Raw genomic sequence first — 517 nt, 5'->3', positions numbered from 1 at the left:
GTCGTGCCAACGGTTTGCAAATTCAGGAGAAATACCGTCCTTAACAAAGTCACCTTTAGCCGGCATTTTTCCGATGTAGCCCCACTCAGGCGTTACAAGGTTTGCGGACATCTGAACCTCTCCATCTCATTAGACCAAAATGGGTTGATTGCACTAGATGGAATCAACTCAAGCTGAACCTTGTTCCCCTTCAAATCGATCATGACAATGTTGTCGTTGCGGGACTCTGGTCGAGCCTTGAGTGATTGGTCCAATAGTTTGAAAATGCCCCATTCCCCTTCATAGGTATGAGCAATTTCTCGTTTTGATTCGGGCGGTGTAAACACAATACGTGTCTGATCTTGACCCGATGGCCAGCGAAGTTCCTTCGATCTCGCAGGACCGTGCTTATAAACCAAGTCTTGATCACCTAGCTCTAGCACAAATCGAGTAATGTGTTGATCTAGGTATACGGGTTTCATACCAAACTCGACTCGTAGCGAGTTATCTGATTCAAAGAACGATTGTCTAATGCGTT

At 45.6% G+C, this 517-nt stretch carries 2 protein-coding genes; both read right to left on the bottom strand.

What is annotated here, in order from left to right; translation table 11 throughout:
- A partial coding sequence (locus tag R7Z77_RS28430; protein WP_318137445.1) for a TagF domain-containing protein occupies positions 1-111 on the bottom strand: 111 nt, incomplete at its 3' end.
- The coding region (locus R7Z77_RS28425) for a type VI secretion IcmF C-terminal domain-containing protein (RefSeq protein ID WP_318137444.1) at positions 93-517 on the bottom strand (425 nt) is incomplete at its 5' end. The genes R7Z77_RS28430 and R7Z77_RS28425, both read right to left, overlap by 19 nt.

It is taken from the genome of Vibrio sp. 1401 (assembly GCF_033340295.1).
Note: the sequence above shows the minus strand (reverse complement) of the source record. Positions and strands in the feature narration are given on the sequence as shown.